The following is a 16,175-nucleotide window of genomic DNA, read 5'->3' as shown; positions in this document are numbered from 1 at the left end:
CCACCTTACTTCGCCGGGTTGTGCGTGCCGATGGGCACGAGGGTGAGGTCCGGGTGGTTCTTCTCAATGCGCCGCAGCGCCCAGACGTCATTGAACAAGGCGAGGTATTCGCCGTCGGACCGCAAGAGCACCTCCGCGCCCGGTACGTTGGCCAGCGCAGGCATGGCATCCGCCGTCGTAATTCTTGCCAGGGAGTACGGCAGGCGCTCCAGGCGCATGGGGGCGCTGAAGTCGTGTGCCATGCGGTCCTCCACCACTTCGAACTGCATCGGTCCGACGGCGGCAAGCACCGGTGCCTGGTCGCCGCGGAGGTCGGAGCGGAGCAGCTGGATGACGCCCTCGTGCTCCAGCTGCTCGATGCCGCGGCGGAACTGCTTGAACTTGCTGGGGTCCTTGGAGCGGGCCACCTGGAAGTGTTCCGGGGCGAACAGCGGGATGGCCGGGTACTCCACCGCTTCGTCAAGGAACAGGCTGTCACCGACGCGCAGCGAGGACGCGTTGACCAGGCCCACCACATCCCCTGGGTACGCCTCGTCGATGACTTCGCGTTCGCGGCCGAACACCTGCTGCGCGTACTTGGTGGCGAAGGACTTGCCCGTGCGGGTCTGGGTTACCACCATGCCGCGCTCGAAGATGCCCGAGCAGACGCGGATAAAGGCCACGTGGTCGCGGTGTGCCTTGTTCATGCCGGCCTGGACCTTGAACACGAAGCCGGAGAACGGGGATTCCACCGGGCGGGGGTTGCCGTCCACGTCCGGACGCGGCGACGCGGGCGGCGCGAAGTCCACCAGTGCGTCCAGCAATTCCTTGACGCCGAAGTTCAGTGCGGCGGAGCTGAAGAGGATGGGGGTCGCCTTGCCGGCGTGGAAAGCCTCGACGTCGAATTCGAGGTTGGACTCGATCACCAGTCCCGCCTCGTCAACGGCGTCGGACCAGTTACTGCCCTGGTCTTCCGCAGCTTCCTCAGGGCTGAAGTAGTCGGTGATGGCGATCTGGGCGCCTGCGTTGTTGCGCTGGAAACGGGCGAAGCGGTCGTTGCGCAGGTCCCAGACGCCGCGGAAGTCACCGGAGATGCCCACGGCCCAGGTCAGCGGCATGGGCTGCAGGCCGGTGCGTTCGGTGATCTCGTCCATCAGGGCAAGCGCGTCCAGGCCCGGGCGGTCCCATTTGTTGATGACGGTGATGATGGGCAGGTTGCGCTGCTTGCAGACCTCGAACAGTTTCATGGTCTGGGTTTCCAGGCCCTTGGCGGCGTCCACCAGCATCACGGCGCAGTCGACCGCGGCCAGCACGCGGTAGGTGTCCTCGGAGAAGTCGGCGTGGCCGGGGGTGTCCAGGAGGTTGATCACGGTGTCGCGGTAGGAGAACTGCAGGGCGGCGGAGCTGATGGAGATGCCGCGGTCCTTTTCCATCTGCATCCAGTCGGAGACGGTTTCCCTGCGGTTGGCCTTGCCACTGGAGGCGCCGGCAGTACCGATCACTTTGGCGTGCAGGGCCAGCGCCTCGGTGAGGGTGGACTTGCCGGCGTCAGGGTGGGAAATGACGGCAAAGGTCCTGCGGCGGCCCGCCTCCTTGTGAATCTCGGAGATCCGGGCGGGGGTCAGGACATCTTGGGACACGGTGCTACTTTCGCTGCGGTTGTGGCTGCCCAGGGCCTGTCGGGGCTACTGCTGTGCGACTCAAGGGCGGGGAATGTCATTGGCAAACGGCCAAAGTATAAGTTTATCGCAGGGCTGCAACTGGCACCGGCGGCGCTTAACGCAGGCGAAACCAGACGTTCAAAGCAGCGAAATGCCGGGACGTTAGCTTGGGCGCATGATGCATGGCGCCACTTTCACCGGCAACCTTTTCTTCGACCCGCTGGCCACGAACCTTGCCAACAATTGTGGTCCTGCCGCGACGCAGGATCCCGACCCGGGCATTCCCTCCGGCTCATCGCGGAAGCGGGGAGTCCAGACGGCGGAGGAACACAAGGCGCTGCGGGCTGCGTCCCTTTCGAGGGTCAGCAGGGACCTGGAGCGGATGCTCAGGGACCTGAAGCGCTGAGTCTGCACCGGAACGCACGCGCTGAGCGGGCGGCGGCAGCCGTAACGGCATGATGGGTTCATGCGCAGCATCGAGTTGGTCTTTGACGGCTCCACCGAGTCCCTGATCAGGGCCGACTGGGCCCGGCTGCAGGCTGCGGACCTTCCCAGCCTTGCAGCGCACACCTCCCCCAGCAACAGCCCCCACATCACGCTTGCCGCCGGGGCGGACCTGCAGGCCGGCCAGGAAAGTCCGCACCAACAAGGCCTGTGGCAGGCGTTGCCCATGGACATCACGTTCTCCGGCGCCATTGTTTTTCCCGCAGGCGCGGGCAAGTATGTCCTGGCCAGGGCGGTCCTGCTGACCGCTCCCCTGCTTGACCTGCACAGGCGACTCCACCAGGACCTGTCCGGCGCGCTGTCACTGACGCTGCCGGGGGCGTGGACGCCGCACGTCACCATCTCCCGCCGCATTCCCGGGCACCAACTCGGAGCGGCCATGGACCTGCTGGACCTGCGCCTTGAAGGCCAGTGCACGGGGGCCCGCATTTGGGACAGCGACAGCAGAACCGTCACGCCCCTCATCGAATGCCCTTAGGGCGCCTGAGTCCAGCACTAAAACGCGAGGGCTCTGGTGCTGAAAATGCTGCCCTGATCCTTGCGAAGTCCTTGGCTATTCCTGCGCCGTTTTCACGTCGCCGGTGTCGTCGATTCCCATAGGCTGGTTGGACATAGACGAACACGACGCTCCGCAGAGATTGCGGTTCTCCCTCTGAAGGTCTCCACTAATGCCCTCCACCGCCAGCACGGCGGCCGCTGCCATGTTCGACGGCCCTAGCTCATCCGCCAACCGCCAAGCCGAAACCGATGGAAGGCGGCTCCATTCCTTGACGGGCCTGAGGTTCGTCGCAGCAGTGGCCGTGGCGCTAATGCACGGACTCGCCCTCTACAACCTGCCCATTGTCGACCTCGGTTTTGTCGGCGTAAGCTTCTTTTTTGTCCTCTCCGGCTTCGTACTGACCTGGGCTGGCGCCGCGGAAAAAGGCACTGGTGTCTTCCTGCGGAACCGTATCGCTAAATTGTTTCCACTAAGCGCAGCTACGTTGGCCATCGCAGCATTAGTACCCGTGGCCCAAAATTCGAGCGCGGTTTCCTTCCTGCAAAGCCTGACCTTGACTCAAGCCTGGTGGCCCTGGTCTGCTTCTTCCTTCAACCCTGTCGCTTGGTCGCTGTCGGCAGAAGCTTTCTTCTATCTCCTGCTGCCCCCGCTTGTCTCGGTAATGCGCCGTTTCAGCACAAAGGAACTTGTCGGTACGGTTATATTCCTCGGAGTCCTGCAACCTGTACTGGGCGTCGCCTGCCAATTAACTTTGGGAGCGCAGGTCAGCCATTTCATCACCTACAACTTGCCGCTGTACCGGCTACCCGAGTTCGTCATCGGCGTCGCCCTGGCGCTTCTACTGAAGGCTAGTTATGTACCGCCCCACAGTACACAGTTGTCGGCAGCCGCTTTCACCACCGCTGGCGCCACGCTTACGTTCTTGGTGGACCTTTTGCATTCCATTCCCTGGTGGATCAGCCAGACGCTCATGCTGCCCGCGATCATCACCCTCATTTGGACGGCTGCCCGCCGCGAGCTCGCAGGCAACAGTGACTTTCTCAGCAACCCCGTCCTAGTAAGGCTCGGAGAACTGTCATTCGCTTTCTACATGGTCCACTATCTTGTGCTGGGTACGTTCGGCCTACTTGTCGGCCGGTGGGCCCAGGGGCTTCCCTGGTGGCTCGTGCCGCCTGCCCTGCTCTGCGCGGCAGCCGTAGCTTGGGTCGCAAACAGGTTTATCGAGAAACCCTGCGAACGGGCGGTACGGGACATATTCCGGTCTCGAGCGGGACAGCAGCACGGGTCACCAAAAAATGCCCTGCCCGCACCCGCCATCGAGCACGCTTTTCCGGCACTTTCGGAAACTCCCTAATGGGGCACTTTGGGGCTTGCCCGTGCGGAACTTGGGTTTCTTACCCCTATCATTGAGCTTGCGGGAATTACAGCACTTTTTGATCCTGCCGGCGAACTGCAGATGCCGGCATTCCTGCGGGCGGCGGTCCGCACCTTTGAAGGGAAATACCTATGGCGCGGAGCCCCGAAGAATCGCTGAGGGCCACTCTGGGCAGGGTTGCACCCGGAACTCCCCTTCGCGACGGCCTGGAACGGATCCTCCGCGGACGCACCGGCGCCCTGATCGTCCTGGGATCTGACCGCACCATTGACTCCATCTGCTCCGGCGGGTTCGATATCGGCATCGAGTTCTCGCCCACCCGTCTGCGGGAACTGGCCAAAATGGACGGCGCCATCATCTGCGACAAGGACGCGGGCAACATCCTCCGCGCGGCGGTCCAGCTGGTCCCGGACTCCAGCATCGAGACCCAGGAGTCCGGTACCCGCCACCGCACCGCAGAACGGGTGGCCAAGCAGACGGGCGTTCCGGTCATCTCCGTCAGCCAGTCAATGCAAATCATCGCCCTCTACGTCAATGGACTGCGGCACGTCCTGGAGGGCTCGGAAAACGTCCTGGCCCGCGCCAACCAGGCCCTTGCCACCCTGGAGCGCTACCGCGCCCGCCTTGACCAGGTCACCAGTTCGCTCTCAGCCTTGGAAATCGAGGCCATGGTGACGGTGCGCGACGTGGCCGTCACCCTCCAGCGGCAGGAAATGGTCCGCCGCATTTCCGAGGAAATCTCGCAGTATGTCCTGGAACTGGGCGAGGACGGCCGCCTCCTCTCCCTCCAGCTCGATGAACTCACCGTGGGACGCGGTCCGGGCAGCGACGTGATCATCCGCGACTACGCCAGCCCCCATGCCTCCGCCGAAGACATCGAAAAAGCCGTCAATGAACTGGTCAACCTGGGCCCCACCGAACTGATCGACCTGGGCAAAATCTCGGCGATCGTCGGGTTCGCTGGCGGCGAGGCGAACCTGGATGCAGTGGTCCAGCCCCGCGGCTACCGGCTGCTGTCCGGCCTCAAGGCAGTCCCCAAGGCCGTTGCAGACCGCCTGGTGGACCACTTCGGGGGCCTGCAGTTCCTGATGGCGGCCACCATCGACGACCTCATGACGGTTGACGGCATCGGCGACCAGCGCGCCCGGACCGTACGCGAGGGCCTGAGCCGCATGGCAGAAGCCAGCCTCCTGGACCGCTTCCTCTAAGCCCCGGCCCAAAAGCATCATCCATTGCTGCCCACCTGTCGTTTTGAGCCCTGAAAACGACAGTTACCCAGCAATCGACGGGGATTGAGGAGCTCAGTTCAGCTGGAAGACGGCCTTCGGGCTGGCCCGTGAGCCCAGCTTCGCCGTGAAGATGTAGTACGCCCCGCCACCGCCGGGAGCAGCGGCCACCGCTTTGCAGCCCTCGGCGCTGCGGTTCCGGCTCCAGGGGAAGTTAGCGGTTTCGCTGGCACCGGGTGCAATGACCTTCACCAGGTCCTCGCTGGACGCCTGGCAGTCCTTGGAGGAAAAGATCCGGTCCGAGCCGCTGGTCACCAGGAATTCCATCTGCGACGTTCCGATGTTGACCTCACAGGGCACTTTGCCGCCGTTGGTCACCTTCAGGGTGAGCATCGGGTTTTCGCCGGGGCCGTAGGCGGGCTTGTCCGTGGAGGCAGTGACCGTGACCAGGTTCTGGTTGCAGGTGGCGGTTGCGGAAACAGTGGGCGACGGCGTGGCCGGAGCAGTTGCCGAGGCGGAAGCAGAGGGCGTGGCTGAGTCAGCCGGGTTCGCCGAAGCAGGGTCGGTGGAAGAAGGCTGGGTGGAAGAGGCCTGCCGGGAACCGCCTTTGAAGGCACCCGCCAAGGCGAACCCACTGACCACCAGTGCGATCACCAGCAGCAGGGCACCGCCAGCAAACAGCCGACGGCGGCGGTAGACAGCGGCGCTCGGTTTCCGGACGCTGCTGGAACCCGACGTGCCGCGTGCTGATGAATTGCCTTGCCTGCCCATCCTCCTAGGCTAGGGAAAGCCTCCGGATCTGCACCGCCACCACGCCGCCGCGGGCCCATTGCTCTGGTCACACCGTGTTTTCTACACTCCGCAACCCATCTACTACAGTGTTGGCATCGACACTCAAACCTCCCCCAAGACGGATGCCCCGGTCGCCTCCGCGGATCTGGAGCTGCTCCACCGGCGGGTCAACGACTGGTTCGCCGGCATTGCCCGCGACCTGCCGTGGCGTAAGCCTGAGTGCTCCCCCTGGGGAGTGCTGGTCAGCGAAATCATGCTGCAACAGACCCCCGTGGTCCGGGTGCTGCCCGTCTGGCACGAGTGGCTCAAACGCTGGCCCACTCCCGCCGGCCTGGCAGGCGAACCGGCAGGCGAAGCCGTCCGTTCGTGGGGCCGGCTGGGTTACCCGCGGAGGGCCCTGAGGCTGCACGCCGCGGCCACCGCAATCGTGCAGGAGCACGGCGGCAAGGTCCCGGACACTTACGCGGAGCTGCTGGCCCTTCCCGGCGTGGGCAGCTACACCGCCGCAGCAGTGGCAGCATTTGCGTATGGCCGGCGCGAAACGGTGGTGGACACCAACATCCGCAGGGTGCATGCCCGGCTCATCTCCGGCACCGCGCTACCCGCCCCCGCCCTGACGGCGGGGGAGATGCGCCTTGCGGCGGCCCTGCTGCCGGAGGACGACGACACGTCCGTGCGCTGGAACGCCGCGGTCATGGAACTGGGTGCCCTGGTGTGCACGGCCCGCGCGCCCAAGTGCATCGACTGTCCAGTGAGGGACTCCTGTGCCTGGCTCGCCGCCGGTGAGCCCCCGCCGTCGTACGTTCCCAAGGGCCAGTCATGGCACGGCACCGATCGCCAGGTCCGCGGCGCCGTGCTGGCCGTGCTCCGGCTGGCGGATGCACCCGTGCCGCCGGACATGTTCCACCGCGAACCGGCCGATCTTGGCTACGCGCCGGAGGGGATCAGCGTGCCCCTGGCCGCGCTGCACCGGCTCAACTCCGCCCCCGAGCAACTGGACCGGGCGCTGGCAGGGCTGCTGGCGGACGGGCTGGCGGAGATGCACGACGGCGGCCTCCGGCTACCAGCCTGAGGCACCGGCGGCGCGGGCCGGGATGGCATACTTCTTGGTGACCGGAACCGGGGGAACCATGAAAACCATCCTGTACATCGTGTGGGCCCTGTTTGTTGCTGCCGCCATATTTTCACTGGTCTACGCGGCGCGCAGGACCAAGCGCCAGCAGCAACAGATGGCGGCGTGGCCCAGGGCGCAGGCAACCGTCACCGGCAGCGCCACCGGATGGACCAGCGGCGCGGGCGGCTCAAGCCGGAACCTGCGCTACTACCCCACCTACCAGTTCACGGGTCCGCAGGGCACCCTCTTCATGGGCAAGTCGGAGATCTCGGCGGTGGAGCAGCCGGCGCCGGGCTCGCTGATCGAGGTTGCCTACAACCCCGCCAACCCCAATGAGTCGCTCCAGGTTTCCTCGGAACCGCGCACCGTGATGGGCTGCCTGATTGCGTTCTTCGCGGTCTTTGCCGTGGTTTCGTTCTGGTTTATCGGCGTCTTTCCGCTGGGTTAGCGGACCCTGGCCGGGCCCGAAAGGGGCCGGCTAGAACAGCGCGGGCTGGCTGAATGTATCGCCCTCGGCATCGCCGGCTTCCGCGCCGCCGCCAGCGGGTTCTGCCGTCCAGTTGAAGCCGAGCTCGGCGAGCAGTTCCTCCATGGAGATTTGGCCGTCCAGCACTTCGATTTCCTGGGAGTTGTCTGTAAGCGGCCGTTCCATGCCACCGAGCTTATTCGCAGGAACGGGCGGGGTGGTCAGGGCTCGCCGAAACCAGCCTCCACCAGGCCGCCCACATACTCCACGGCCTGTTCCGCATCAGGTCCCCACGCTTCAACGTGCAGCACGCTGCCTTTGCCGGCGCCGAGGGTCATCAGCCCGGTCATGGACGCGCCGTCCACGCCGTTGATGGTGACTTCGGCGTCCAGGGAGGCCAGGCCCCCGGCCACTTTCGCGGCAGGCCGCGCATGCATGCCTGCCTGGTTGACCAATTCGAAGTCGCCGGTGCTGTCAGGCGCGGCGCTGGTGACAGGCTCCAGCTCCTCCGGCGCGGAAGCCTGCTCCGCCTGATGCGTCCCGCCCCCTGCAGCTTCTGCCGCGTTCCGCACGGCCTGCACATCGGCTCCGCCCTGTGCCGCGACGGCTGCGGCCACCAGGCCTTCGACCAACGGTGCATCGGCGAGCAGGACGCCGGCTGGGTTTTCCAGGAACTCGAGGGCAGATTCCGCGGTCATCACTGCTGATCCCAGGTCCGTGATGACTACTGTGCCGTTCGCCGCAACGCCATCCCCGTCGGCTTGTCCGCCTGCCTGGCCGCCATCCTGCCCGCCCGCCTGTTCCAGGGCGGCGAGGACCTTCTCCAGGCTGGTGCCGATCCTGCCGTCGTCGGTGCCGCCGGCGGGCAGGATGATCACGTCCGGTGCCATTTGGGCGGCAAGCTCCACTGCGCCGTCGGCAATTTTTTCGCTATGGGACACCACAACGATGTTGACGGTCACGCAGCCGCCCCAACGGCGGCGCGGAGGATCAGCGCGCTGGATACGGCGCCGGGGTCCCGGTGGCCGGCGCTGCGTTCGCCGAGGTAGCTGGCCCGGCCTTTCCTTGCGACCATCGGATCCGTTGCCACCGCCCCTGCTTCGGCAGCCTCGGCCGCCGCCACCAGGACGCCCAGGACATCGGCGCTTCCGCCGTCCGCTGCTGCGCGGGCAGCGTCGACAGCCGGCGTCCAGGCATCCACCATGGTCTTGTCCCCTGACTCGGCCTTCCCGCGCGCCACAATCCCGTCCCGCGCAGCCGCCAGGGCCCCGGCCAGGGCGGCTGCATCAACTTCAGCGGAATCGCCGAGTGCGGTGGCGGCGCGAAGGAAGGCAGTGCCGTAGAGCGGCCCTGCTGCGCCGCCCACCTTGGACATAAGCGTCATGGCGGTCATCTTCAGCGCCGCGCCAGGCGTCTCCGGTGTTGATTCGCCGAGCTTGGCCAGGACGGCCTGGAAGCCGCGGTCCATGTTCTCGCCGTGGTCCGAGTCTCCAATGGCCCGGTCCAGTTCGATGAGTTCAACGCGGTGCTCTGCCATGGCCTGCGCGCACAGGGTCAGCCACTTCACGGCCCAGTTGACGTCCAGGACCACGGTCACACGCCCCAGCGCAGGGCGGGGGTGTGCACGGGTGCGTCCCAGAGTTCCGTCATCTCGTCATCGAGCCGGAGGACCGAAATGGAGCAGCCCTGCATTTCGAGGGCCGTAATGTAGTTGCCCACCAGCGAGCGTTCCACCGTGGCGCCGGCATCTCCGAGTACCTGCACTGCCCGCCGATACACGATGTACAGCTCGCTCAGTGGCGTGCCGCCCATGCCATTTACGAAAAGCAGCACCTTGTCCCCGGAGGTGATCTTCAGGTCGGCCAGGACGGGTTCCAGCAGGCGGTTAGTGATGTTGTCCGCGGTCTCCATGGGAATCCGGTGCCTGCCCGGCTCGCCGTGGATGCCGATGCCGATCTCGATCTCATCCTCGGCAAGGTCAAAGCTGGGTGTGCCGGCGTGCGGAACCGTGCAGGCGGACAGTGCCACCCCCATGGTCCTGACGTTGGCGTTGACCCGCTCGCCGATGGCGGCGACGGCGTCGAGGTCGTCACCGCGTTCGGCAGCTGCGCCCGCAATCTTCTCCACCAGCACGGTGCCGCCCACACCGCGGCGGCCTGCGGTGTACAGCGAATCCTCCACCGCCACGTCGTCATTGACCAGTACGGTGCGGACACTGACGCCTTCGGCCTCAGCCAGTTCGGCCGCCGTCTCGAAGTTCAGGACGTCGCCGGTGTAATTCTTGACGATATGCACGACGCCGGAACCGGAATTCACAGCGAGGGTGGCGGGAAGGATCTGGTCCGGCGTAGGCGAGGTGAACACCGCCCCCGGCACTGCGGCGTCGAGCATTCCCTGCCCAACGTAACCGGCGTGCAGCGGCTCGTGCCCGCTGCCGCCGCCGGAAACCAGCCCCACCTTGCCGGCTACAGGCGCGTCCTTGCGCGTGATGTAGATGGGGTCTTCGCTGACCGTGACCAGTCCGGCGTGTGCCAGGCCAAAGCCCTGGACAGCTTCCTGGACAACGGATTTTGGATCGTTGATGAGTTTCTTCATGGCGTTGCTCCTGGCTGTGCTCCTGAAGGATGTGTGTCTGACCCTACTACCGGGATCGCGACTGGCGGTAGGCTCCTCCACCCCACTTTTCCGCACTTATCCCACAGGTTTGCGACCCGGACGCAGCAAAGGGACAGCCCCCAATGACTGTCCCTTTCCTGAGGCCCCCCCACATATCGGCCTCCAGTAGTTTATCCATCAATTCGAGTAAAACCAAGAGGGGTTTTCTGAATGCCGTCTGCGGACGCCTTTAGAGGGTGCGGATCATCCGGGTGTTGCCAAGGGTGTTGGGCTTGACGCGTGCCAGGTCCAGGAACTCCGCCACGCCCTCGTCATGGGAGCGCAGCAGCTCCGAATAGACTTCCGGATCCACCGCCGACTGGTCCGCCATGACTTCGAATCCGTGACGCTTGAAGAACTCCACCTCGAAGGTGAGGCAGAAGACGCGGGATACCCCCAGGGCCCGGGCTTCTTGCAGCAGGCTCTCCACCAGGACATGCCCCACCCCTCTGCCGCGCCACTCCCCCGACGCTGCAAGGGTGCGGATTTCGGCCAGGTCCTCCCACATGACATGCAGGGCGCCGCAGCCGATCATTTCGCCGTCGCTGGACTCGGCGATGCGGAACTCCTGGAGGCTCTCGTAATAGGCCACCGTCTCCTTCGCCATCAGGATGCGCTCCTCGGCCAGGGGTGCCACCAACCTCTTGATGGCGGGGACGTCGCTGGTGCGTGCTGGGCGGATGTGGAAGGAGTCGGTCACACAGCCATCCTACGAGGCGAAGGGCTCTCGGCTGGTTGCGGACGGGGCGGGGCGTTCCGGCGCCGGCAAATGCCTCGGCCGACGGCGCAAAGCCGACCAACCTAGAGCCCCAGCTCGGCCGGCAGCTCGAGGTCCTGGCCCAGGACGTTCTTTGCCAGGAACCACTCCACCACCTGGTACCAGACCTTGGCGTGTTGCGGCTGGAGGACCCAGTGGTTCTCGTCCGGGAAGTAGAGGAACCGGTGCGGAGTCTGTCCGTCCTGGTCCGCCGCCAGCTGGGACTTGGACAGCAGTTCATACCAGAGCCGCAGGCCTTCGCCGATGGGCACCCGGTAGTCCTTGTCACCGTGGATCACCAGCATGGGGGTGCTGATGTTCTCGGCATGGAGGTGCGGCGAGTTCTCCAGCGCCATTTCCTCGGTCATTTCCTTCAGCCAATACTGAGAGGCGTCGGTGGTGGGCCCGAACTGGTCCAGGGCCCAGAGGCTCGCATGGGTGACGACCGCCTTGAACCGGTCTGTGTTGCCCGCCACCCAGTTGGCCATGTAGCCGCCGAAGGAGCCACCCATCGCCGCGGTCCGGGCCTCGTCGATGTCGGGCCGCCGTACGGCGGCATCGGTCACTGCCATGAGGTCTGTGAAGGGCGCCTTCCCCCATGATCCCCAGCCGCGCTGGATGTACGACTGCCCGTAGCCGGTGGACAGCGCCGGATCCGGCAGCAGCACCGCGTACCCCTTCGCCGTCAGGAGCCACGGGTTCCAGCGCCAAGTCCACGCGTTCCACGATCCCAGCGGGCCGCCGTGGATCCACAGGAGCAGCGGTGCCGGTTGGTCCGCGGAAGCACCCTCCGGGAGGGCCAGGTAGGCGGGCACGCGCGAGCCGTCCGCGGCGGTTGCGGCGATGCGCTCCAGCCGGCCAAGGTAGGACGGCCGCTCGGCAGGGGCAGGGAGGCGGGTGGTTTCCCCAGTGGCCAGGTCGATCCGTACGGCCTCAGCCGGGAACTCGTACGAGCTGCGCAGGGCATAGGCGCTGCGCCCCTCCGGCGAAATTACGACGTCGGAGTAGGCTGCAGCGTCCTGCGTCACCCGGGTGACGCCCACCTCAGCGGCAGCCGACGGAACGCTGACGCGGAAAACCGGCGACGCGCCGTCGTCGTCCGCTGTAACCAGGAGGCCGGAACCGTCCGGAAGCCACGCCGCAGGCTTGGGCCAGCGGTCCCAATCGTGGGCCAGTGGCTGCAGTCCGCCGCCCTCCTCCGGCGCCTGGCCGGAGACGTCGAGCAGGTACATCTTGATTTCGGGGGCCCGGTGAGGGGTGGAATCACTCTCGCTGACCACCACGAGCGTGCGGCCATCGGGGCTGACGGGTCCCGGGAAGTAGCTCATGCCTTCCTGGTCCAGCAGCACTTTGAGGCTGCCGGACGCCACATCGACAGCCACCAGAATGGACCGGCTATCCGCCTTCGCAAGAGGCTTGGTGTAGCCGCTGTAGATGGTCTTCCCATCGGGGCTGACCACGGTCTCCGCCTCCCTGAGCCGCGGGCCGGCGTCGGGCGTCAGGTTGCGCAGGACCAAGGGAGCGGTGGCATCAACCGTTGTGGGCGTGCCGGCTCCTTCTTTTTCCCCCGCTTCCACAGCGAAGATCCGCGGCTGACCGGGCCCCAGGTCCGCGTCCCAGTACCGGACCGGATACTCGCTGTGCAGGATGGCAGAGACCTTCTTGTCCTTGCGGGACTTGCGCCGTTCAGCGTCGTCCTCCTCGTCAGCGGAACCTGCCAGGACCTCGGCCGTCACGAACGCCGCATCGGCGCCCCTGGCCGTGATTACCCTGCTGACGCCGCCCGGCCGGCTGAGGACCACCCTTGCTTCGCCGCCGTCGGCCGGGAGCAGCCACAGCGCGCTCACCGGATCTTCGTCGGGGCTGTCCGGATCGGGACGGGCGGACGTGAAGTAGACGTCCCCATTGGCTGCGAACGCGGCACCGGCCTCGCCCTTGGCGCTGCGGGTGATGCGCCGGGCGTGCTTCTGCCCGGCCGGGTCCAGCTCCCACAGTGCGGTGGCGAATTCGGTGCCTTTACCGTTCAAGGTGCTCACAGTGGTGACCAGCCGCGTGCCGTCCGGGCTCAGTGCCAGGCCGCTTACCCGGGGGATGGACAGGTAATGGTCGAGGTCATGGAAAGGGGTCAGCGGTTGCTCGTCCGGGATCGCCGGATTCTGATTAGCCATGAACCCGATTCAACACGTTTTGTGTCCGCCATCACAAACCCCCCGAAGCCGACACGCTGATGGGTTGGGTCCGGCGTGCTTGGGGCGCGCCGCCACCGGCGCCATTTGCCGCTTGCTGCTCGTTCCTCGCTTTGACGCAAGCTACACAAATGACCCCGGCACCTGCGCTTCGCCTAAAGCCCACCAATGCACGAGGTGGCGGACGGCAGGGATTTATGTAGGCGCCGTCAAAGCGAGGAACGAGCAGGCGCCGGTAAATCTCTGCCGTCCGCCACCGTACTGAACCACTGACGGGGTGGAAAGGGCAAAGCAAAAGCCCCGCCGCTCCTTTTGTGGAGTGGCGGGGCTTTGGCTGTGGAGCTTAGACGCTGGGTGCGATCTCCGGGATGCGCGGCTTGGCGTTGCCGGCGAAGGTGAACTTCGCGTCGTCGCCTTCGCCTTCGACATCCACCACGACGATGTCGCCGGTGTGGATCTCGCCGAAGAGGATCTTCTCGGAGAGCTGGTCCTCGATCTCGCGCTGGATGGTGCGGCGCAGCGGCCGGGCACCCATGGCGGGATCGTAGCCCCGGGTCGCGAGGAGCACCTTGGCGGCCTTGGTGAGCTCGATGCCCATGTCCTTGTCCTTGAGGCGCTTCTCCAGGCGGGTCACGAACAGGTCCACGATCTCGATGATCTCGTCCTGGGTGAGCTGCGGGAACACCACGACGTCGTCAACACGGTTCAGGAACTCGGGGCGGAAGTGCTGCTTGAGTTCCTCCGTGACGCGGGCACGCATGCGGTTGTAGCCGGTCTGCGTGTCGGTGCCGGACTGGAAGCCGGTGGCAACGCTCTTGGAGATGTCCCGGGTACCCAGGTTGGTGGTCATGATGATCACGGTGTTCTTGAAGTCCACCACGCGGCCCTGGGAGTCGGTCAGGCGGCCGTCTTCCAGGATCTGCAGCAGCGAGTTGAAGAGATCAGCGTGGGCCTTCTCAACTTCGTCGAACAGCACCACGGAGAACGGACGGCGGCGGACCTTCTCGGTCAGCTGGCCACCCTCTTCGTAGCCCACGTAGCCCGGAGGGGCACCGAAGAGCCGCGAAACGGTGTGCTTCTCGGAGTACTCGGACATGTCCAAGGTGATGAGGGCGTCCTCTTCACCGAAGAGGAACTCCGCAAGTGCCTTGGCGAGCTCAGTCTTGCCGACGCCGGTGGGGCCGGCGAAGATGAACGAGCCACCGGGGCGCTTGGGGTCCTTGAGCCCTGCACGGGTGCGGCGGATGGCCTGGGACAGTGCCTTGATGGCCTCGTCCTGGCCGACAACCCGCTTGTGCAGTTCGTCTTCCATCTTGAGCAGGCGCGAGGATTCTTCCTCGGTCAGCTTGAAGACGGGGATGCCGGTGGAGTTGGCCAGCACCTCGGCGATGAGATCCTCATCCACCTCGGAGATGTCGTCCATGCCGCCGGACTTCCAGTTGCGCTCCTTCTCCGCCCGCTCGGAGATCATCTTCTGCTCCTTGTCGCGGAGCGAAGCTGCACCTTCGAAGTCTTGGGCGTCGATGGCGGATTCCTTCTCCATCTTCAGCTTGGCGATGCGCTCGTCCATGGCCTTGAGCTCCGGCGGAGCGGTCATGCGGCGGATGCGCAGCCGGGCACCGGCTTCGTCGATCAGGTCGATCGCCTTGTCCGGGAGGAAGCGGTCCGAGATGTAGCGCTCGGCGAGGCTTGCAGCGGAGGCCAGGGCACCGTCGGTGATGGTGACGCGGTGGTGCGCCTCATACCGGTCGCGCAGGCCCTTGAGGATCTCGATGGCGTGCGCCACGGAGGGTTCCTTGACCTGGATCGGCTGGAAGCGGCGCTCCAGGGCGGCATCCTTCTCGATGTGCTTGCGGTACTCGTCCAGGGTGGTGGCACCGATAGTCTGCAGCTCGCCGCGGGCCAGCATGGGCTTCAGGATCGAGGCTGCGTCGATGGCACCTTCGGCGGCACCGGCACCCACCAGGGTGTGGATCTCGTCGATGAACAGGATGATGTCGCCACGGGTGCGGATCTCCTTGAGGACCTTCTTAAGGCGCTCTTCGAAGTCACCGCGGTAGCGGGAACCTGCCACAAGGGAACCGAGGTCCAGGGTGTACAGCTGCTTGTCGCGGATGGTCTCCGGGACGTCGCCGCGCACAATGGCCTGGGCAAGGCCTTCGACGACGGCGGTCTTGCCGACGCCGGGCTCGCCGATGAGGACAGGGTTGTTCTTGGTGCGGCGGGAAAGGACCTGCATGACGCGTTCCATTTCCTGCTCGCGGCCGATGACCGGGTCCAGCTTGTTCTCGCGCGCAGCCTGGGTCAGGTTGCGGCCGAACTGGTCCAGGACCACGGAACCGGCAGGGGCGCCTTCGGGCTGTCCGCCGCCGACGCCTGCGCCGGTGGTTTCCTTGCCCTGGTAACCGGAGAGGAGCTGGATGACCTGCTGGCGGACCCGGTTCAGGTCGGCGCCAAGCTTGACCAGGACCTGGGCGGCAACGCCTTCACCCTCCCGGATCAGGCCGAGCAGGATGTGCTCGGTGCCGATGTAGTTGTGGCCCAGCTGCAGGGCTTCGCGCAGCGAGAGCTCCAGCACCTTCTTGGCACGCGGGGTGAAGGGGATGTGGCCGGAGGGAGCCTGCTGGCCCTGCCCGATGATCTCCTGCACCTGCTCGCGAACGCCGTCGAGCGAAATGCTCAAGGACTCAAGAGCTTTGGCGGCAACACCCTCACCCTCATGGATCAGACCCAAGAGGATGTGTTCGGTACCGATGTAATTGTGGTTCAGCATGCGTGCCTCTTCTTGGGCAAGCACAACTACGCGACGGGCACGGTCCGTAAATCGCTCAAACATTTCGCCACACTCCTAGCTACGACGTACTTTGATGCTACGTGGCCCGCCCGGCGATGTGGAGCGTGTTCGCCACAGGGGAAACCGCAGTGTTTACGGAATATCCGCCACGTCCTCCGGCGCGGACT

At 65.6% G+C, this 16,175-nt stretch carries 15 protein-coding genes; 6 read left to right on the top strand and 9 right to left on the bottom strand.

Annotated features, from left to right (window positions below):
* Positions 1-5: 5 nt before the first annotated feature.
* Positions 6-1,619, bottom strand: a complete 1,614-nt coding sequence (locus LFT49_RS02085) for a peptide chain release factor 3 (RefSeq protein WP_237429608.1) — start codon at positions 1,617-1,619, stop codon at positions 6-8.
* A gap of 196 nt (positions 1,620-1,815) precedes the next feature.
* On the opposite strand from LFT49_RS02085, the gene LFT49_RS02080 reads away from it, so the two are divergent.
* The 4 genes from LFT49_RS02080 to disA all read left to right on the top strand — a co-directional run bounded on the left by LFT49_RS02080 (position 1,816) and on the right by disA (position 5,226).
* A complete protein-coding gene (locus tag LFT49_RS02080; protein WP_237429607.1) occupies positions 1,816-2,046 on the top strand; it encodes a hypothetical protein in 231 nt (76 codons plus the stop codon).
* 60 nt (positions 2,047-2,106) lie between these two features.
* Positions 2,107-2,622, top strand: coding sequence for a 2'-5' RNA ligase family protein (locus LFT49_RS02075; protein ID WP_237429606.1), 516 nt, complete (start codon positions 2,107-2,109; stop codon positions 2,620-2,622).
* Between the two features lie 190 nt (positions 2,623-2,812).
* Positions 2,813-3,997, top strand: a complete 1,185-nt coding sequence (locus LFT49_RS02070; RefSeq protein ID WP_237429605.1) for an acyltransferase family protein — start codon at positions 2,813-2,815, stop codon at positions 3,995-3,997.
* 152 nt (positions 3,998-4,149) lie between these two features.
* Positions 4,150-5,226, top strand: coding sequence for a DNA integrity scanning diadenylate cyclase DisA (gene disA, locus LFT49_RS02065; protein WP_236800623.1), 1,077 nt, complete (start codon positions 4,150-4,152; stop codon positions 5,224-5,226).
* A 93-nt stretch (positions 5,227-5,319) separates the two neighbouring features.
* On the opposite strand, the gene LFT49_RS02060 is transcribed toward disA, so the two are convergent.
* Positions 5,320-6,015: a hypothetical protein gene (locus LFT49_RS02060; RefSeq protein WP_237429604.1), complete on the bottom strand. Its 696-nt coding sequence runs from the start codon at positions 6,013-6,015 to the stop codon at positions 5,320-5,322.
* Positions 6,016-6,271: 256 nt separating this feature from the next.
* On the opposite strand from LFT49_RS02060, the gene LFT49_RS02055 reads away from it, so the two are divergent.
* Both LFT49_RS02055 and LFT49_RS02050 read left to right on the top strand, forming a co-directional pair.
* Positions 6,272-7,108, top strand: coding sequence for an A/G-specific adenine glycosylase (locus LFT49_RS02055; RefSeq protein WP_272912557.1), 837 nt, complete (start codon positions 6,272-6,274; stop codon positions 7,106-7,108).
* A 58-nt stretch (positions 7,109-7,166) separates the two neighbouring features.
* Positions 7,167-7,598 carry a DUF3592 domain-containing protein gene (locus LFT49_RS02050; protein ID WP_236800619.1) on the top strand — a complete coding sequence of 144 codons (432 nt, stop codon included), beginning with the start codon at positions 7,167-7,169 and terminating at the stop codon, positions 7,596-7,598.
* 30 nt (positions 7,599-7,628) lie between these two features.
* On the opposite strand, the gene LFT49_RS02045 is transcribed toward LFT49_RS02050, so the two are convergent.
* From LFT49_RS02045 to LFT49_RS02015, 7 genes are all read right to left on the bottom strand, one after another.
* Positions 7,629-7,802 (bottom strand): hypothetical protein, encoded by a 174-nt coding sequence (locus LFT49_RS02045; RefSeq protein ID WP_236800618.1) that lies wholly within the window; start codon positions 7,800-7,802, stop codon positions 7,629-7,631.
* A gap of 35 nt (positions 7,803-7,837) precedes the next feature.
* Positions 7,838-8,578, bottom strand: coding sequence for a dihydroxyacetone kinase phosphoryl donor subunit DhaM (gene dhaM, locus LFT49_RS02040; protein ID WP_237429603.1), 741 nt, complete (start codon positions 8,576-8,578; stop codon positions 7,838-7,840).
* Positions 8,575-9,207, bottom strand: coding sequence for a dihydroxyacetone kinase subunit DhaL (gene dhaL / locus LFT49_RS02035; protein WP_142131584.1), 633 nt, complete (start codon positions 9,205-9,207; stop codon positions 8,575-8,577). Before dhaL ends, dhaM begins: the two co-directional genes overlap by 4 nt.
* A 2-nt stretch (positions 9,208-9,209) precedes the next feature.
* Positions 9,210-10,211 (bottom strand): dihydroxyacetone kinase subunit DhaK, encoded by a 1,002-nt coding sequence (dhaK, locus tag LFT49_RS02030; RefSeq protein WP_237429602.1) that lies wholly within the window; start codon positions 10,209-10,211, stop codon positions 9,210-9,212.
* 250 nt (positions 10,212-10,461) lie between these two features.
* Positions 10,462-10,971: an amino-acid N-acetyltransferase gene (locus LFT49_RS02025; RefSeq protein ID WP_237429601.1), complete on the bottom strand. Its 510-nt coding sequence runs from the start codon at positions 10,969-10,971 to the stop codon at positions 10,462-10,464.
* Positions 10,972-11,072: 101 nt separating this feature from the next.
* The gene (locus LFT49_RS02020; RefSeq protein WP_237429600.1) at positions 11,073-13,196 is read right to left on the bottom strand and encodes a S9 family peptidase; all 2,124 of its coding nucleotides are present in this window, start codon (positions 13,194-13,196) and stop codon (positions 11,073-11,075) included.
* A gap of 361 nt (positions 13,197-13,557) precedes the next feature.
* The gene (locus tag LFT49_RS02015) at positions 13,558-16,050 is read right to left on the bottom strand and encodes an ATP-dependent Clp protease ATP-binding subunit (RefSeq protein WP_236800613.1); all 2,493 of its coding nucleotides are present in this window, start codon (positions 16,048-16,050) and stop codon (positions 13,558-13,560) included.
* Positions 16,051-16,175 lie beyond the last annotated feature (125 nt).

It is taken from the genome of Arthrobacter sp. FW306-06-A (assembly GCF_021870055.1).
Classification (GTDB): Bacteria; Actinomycetota; Actinomycetes; order Actinomycetales; family Micrococcaceae; genus Arthrobacter.
This window is presented reverse-complemented; position numbering and strand designations above follow the sequence as displayed.

Coding starts and splice junctions, on each gene's coding strand:
- LFT49_RS02080 (WP_237429607.1), top strand. CDS start 1,816: ATGATGCATGGCGCCACTTTCACCGGCAACCTTTTCTTCGACCCGCTG.
- LFT49_RS02075 (WP_237429606.1), top strand. CDS start 2,107: ATGCGCAGCATCGAGTTGGTCTTTGACGGCTCCACCGAGTCCCTGATC.
- LFT49_RS02070 (WP_237429605.1), top strand. CDS start 2,813: ATGCCCTCCACCGCCAGCACGGCGGCCGCTGCCATGTTCGACGGCCCT.
- disA (WP_236800623.1), top strand. CDS start 4,150: ATGGCGCGGAGCCCCGAAGAATCGCTGAGGGCCACTCTGGGCAGGGTT.
- LFT49_RS02060 (WP_237429604.1), bottom strand. CDS start 6,015: ATGGGCAGGCAAGGCAATTCATCAGCACGCGGCACGTCGGGTTCCAGC.
- LFT49_RS02050 (WP_236800619.1), top strand. CDS start 7,167: ATGAAAACCATCCTGTACATCGTGTGGGCCCTGTTTGTTGCTGCCGCC.
- LFT49_RS02045 (WP_236800618.1), bottom strand. CDS start 7,802: ATGGAACGGCCGCTTACAGACAACTCCCAGGAAATCGAAGTGCTGGAC.
- dhaK (WP_237429602.1), bottom strand. CDS start 10,211: ATGAAGAAACTCATCAACGATCCAAAATCCGTTGTCCAGGAAGCTGTC.
- LFT49_RS02020 (WP_237429600.1), bottom strand. CDS start 13,196: ATGGCTAATCAGAATCCGGCGATCCCGGACGAGCAACCGCTGACCCCT.
- LFT49_RS02015 (WP_236800613.1), bottom strand. CDS start 16,050: ATGTTTGAGCGATTTACGGACCGTGCCCGTCGCGTAGTTGTGCTTGCC.